At 70.5% G+C, this 1,279-nt stretch carries 1 protein-coding gene; it reads right to left on the bottom strand.

Annotated features, from left to right (window positions below; translation table 11 throughout):
- Window positions 1–120 precede the first annotated feature (120 nt).
- Window positions 121–1,279: Mu transposase domain-containing protein (locus tag LZ198_RS42775; RefSeq protein ID WP_253977936.1), on the bottom strand; the 1,159-nt coding region annotated here is incomplete at its 5' end.

Here is a 1,279-nt window from a genome sequence, read left to right on the forward strand (position 1 = left end):
GCGTGGGGCAGCTTCTGCCCCTTGGCCAGCGCGAGGCGCTCGGGCAGGGTGTCCATCAGCTTCGAGAGGCGCAGTTGCTTGAGGACCGAGCGCAGGTCCTGGTCGACGTCGGTGTTCATTTCAGTCTTCTCCTTCGGGACTGGCGCTCGAGGGATTCGGGCGGCAGAGGGCGTACTGACTGGTGGGACGCAAGAAGCGCGCGAGGGGGATGACGTTGGAGGAGGGCGGCTCGGGGGGAAGGGCGAGCTTCACCATCCGCTCCAGCCGGCGCACGTCGAGCATCCGCGTGGCCAGGGCCCGCGCGCACGCGTCCTCCACGCGAGCCGCACCGTAGCGGCGCACCATGGCCAGCAGTGCATGTGCCTGGCGCATCCGCGTCCAGGGCAGAGGGCCCTCCAGCAGCGCCTGGGCGTAGCGGCCGAGCGCCTCGCCATGCTCTGCGGCCTGGCGCACGAAGAAGGCGACGTCACGGCGCGCGGTGGCGCTCTTCTCTGGCGGGAAGTCACTGGCGTCCGTGGAGCGGCCCCCGGGAGGCTGGCGCGGGTGCGTCTTCACCAACTGCGTGCCCAAGTAGAAGCGCACCAGCTTCGTGTCGGCGCGTGCCTTGAGGGTGCGTCCAACGAGGGCGGTGGGCAGTGAGTACAGCGCGCGAGCCACCTGGGCATGCTGGTCCCTGGCCACCTTGGGCTCGGCATGCAGGGGGACGTCGTAGGCGACGTCGGGGGCGGACAGCAACGTGCCCTTCTCCTCGGCCTCGAAGGCCTCCCTGGGTAGCCGCTGCGTCCGCGTGTGTCGGCGCATGCCGTATTCCTCTCGGCACCAGTGACGACCGCGCTCCCGCGCATCCTCGAGGCCGCGCAGCCTCTCGCCCCCGAAGCAGTCGTCACGCACCGTGGGGACGCTGCGCTCCACGCGCCCCTTGTCCTGGGGGCTTCGCGCCCGGGCCGCGTCCACGTGGAAGCCCCGCGCCTGGGCGTACTCCAGGAAGGCGGGCGTCACCCGGGCACCCAGCGCATCCGCCGTGACGACGAGGGCCTTGGTGTTGTCGGGCACCAACACCCGGAACACTCCCCCGAAGAACTCCCACGCCGCCTCGCAGGCCTCAATCGCGCTCTTCGTCGTCTCCTCGAAGACGGGCCAGACGAAGCGGTAGCGGCTGCGCACGGCGGTGAATATCCACGCCCGGAAGCGTCTCCTCTTGCCGAAGACGTCCGGCTCCAACAGCCCCATCCACCCGGTGTCCACCTGCACTTCTTCCCCGGGGCCGCAGTCCTCCACC

Origin of the sequence: Myxococcus dinghuensis (assembly GCF_024198235.1) — a bacterium.
Taxonomy (GTDB): Bacteria; Myxococcota; Myxococcia; order Myxococcales; family Myxococcaceae; genus Myxococcus; species Myxococcus dinghuensis.